This is a genomic window from Pseudoroseomonas ludipueritiae (assembly GCF_014490445.1).
Taxonomy (GTDB): Bacteria; Pseudomonadota; Alphaproteobacteria; order Acetobacterales; family Acetobacteraceae; genus Pseudoroseomonas; species Pseudoroseomonas ludipueritiae.
The window spans coordinates 1-1,530 of sequence record NZ_JACTUZ010000323.1 but is presented as its reverse complement, the minus strand read 5'-3'; the positions used below and the strand labels follow the sequence as shown (position 1 = coordinate 1,530).

The window sequence follows — 1,530 nt, the reverse complement described above, 5'->3', positions numbered from 1 at the left end:
CCTCGCGCTCGGCGATCTCGGCCTTGAGCAGCTGCGACAGGACGGGGATCGCGTTCTGGAAGGCGGGCGCGCCCTGCTCGGTCAGTTCGGCCGCGGCCTGCGCCATGCCGTGCATCTTGAGGCTGCGCAGCATGATGGTGATGGCGGCGGCCGCCGGGTCATGACGCATGACGGCCTCCCTGCCTCGGGCGCAGGCTGTCATAGCGGGCGACGTTGGCCTTGGGTTCCTGCGCCAGCACCAGGGCCTGGGGCGCCTCGATCGGCGGCGCCGGGTTGGTGGCACCGTCGGTCAGCCGGTGCAGCAGGTTCAGGATGTGGGTCTTGCTGGCGACCCCGGCCTGCAGCGCCATCTCCACAGCAACCAGCACGGCCTGCTCGTCGTGCTGCAGCACCAGGGAGAGGATCTCCACCATCTCCCGGTCGCCGCCGGACCTGCCGTGCAGCTGACGCTGGAGCTGCCGGAACGCCTCCGGCAGTTCAGCGAAGGGCGCGCCGTTGCGCAGGGCGCCGGGCTTGCGCTGGATCACCGCCAGGTAGTGGCGCCAGTCGTAGACGGTCCGGCCCTGCCCATGGTGTGACCGCTCGATGATCCGCTGGTGCTCGCAGACGACAGCGCCCTCGGCGGCGACCACGATGCGGTCAGGGTAGATCCGCAAGCTGACCGGCCGATTGGCAAAGGAGGCGGGCACGCTGTAGCGGTTGCGGTCGAAGTGCACGAGGCAGGTCGGAGAGACCCGCTTAGTCTCCTCCACGAAGCCGTCAAAGACCCGCCGGACCGGCATCAGGCACTCCACTTCCTGCCGCCAGGCCGCGGCTACGCTGCCGGGTTCCACCCCGTGCGGGATCTCCTCCCAGAGGGTGCGGCACCGTTGCTCCAGCCAGGCGTTCAGCGCCTCCAGGCTGGCGGCCTGGGGCATGGGCTGCCACAGCCGGTGCCGGGCGTCCTGGACGTTTTTCTCGACCTGACCTTTCTCCCATCCCGAAGCCGGATTGCAGAACTCCGGCTCGAACAGGTAGTGGCTCGCCATGGCCAGAAAGCGGGCGTTGATCTGCCGCTCCCGGCTCGGGCCGATCCGGTCGACGGCAGTGCGCATGTTGTCGTAGATGCCGCGTCGCGGCACGCCGCCCAACACGCGAAAGCCGTGGTTGTGGGCGTCGAACAGCATTTCGTGCGTCTGCAGCAGGTAGGCCCGCACCAGGAAAGCCCGGCTGTGGCAGAGCTTGAGATGGGCGACCTGCAGCTTGGTCCGCTCGCCGCCGATGACGGCATGCTCCTCGCTCCAGTCGAACTGGAACGCCTCGCCCGCATCGAAGGCCAGCGGCACGAAGACACCGCGGACGGAAGTCTGCTGCTGGCGCTGCCAGTCGTCCCGCCAGGCCCGCACAAAGGCGGCGCCCCGCCGGTACGAGCCATCGTAGCCCAGCCCCGCCAACTCGGCGTGGAACTGCCGCGCGGTGCGTTTCTGTTTGCGCGGCCTGCGGGCATCCGTCCGCAGCCAGGCGGCCAGCCGCTCGGCAAAGGAATCCAGC

At 69.4% G+C, this 1,530-nt stretch carries 1 protein-coding gene and 1 pseudogene; both read right to left on the bottom strand.

Going from position 1 to position 1,530, the window contains the following annotated elements:
* Nucleotides 1–169 (bottom strand): annotated as a pseudogene (locus tag IBL25_RS26040) (ATP-binding protein); the annotation flags it as partial.
* On the bottom strand, nt 159–1,530 hold a 1,372-nt coding region (istA, locus tag IBL25_RS26035), incomplete at its 5' end, for an IS21 family transposase (protein WP_187781333.1). The pseudogene IBL25_RS26040 and the gene istA, both read right to left, overlap by 11 nt.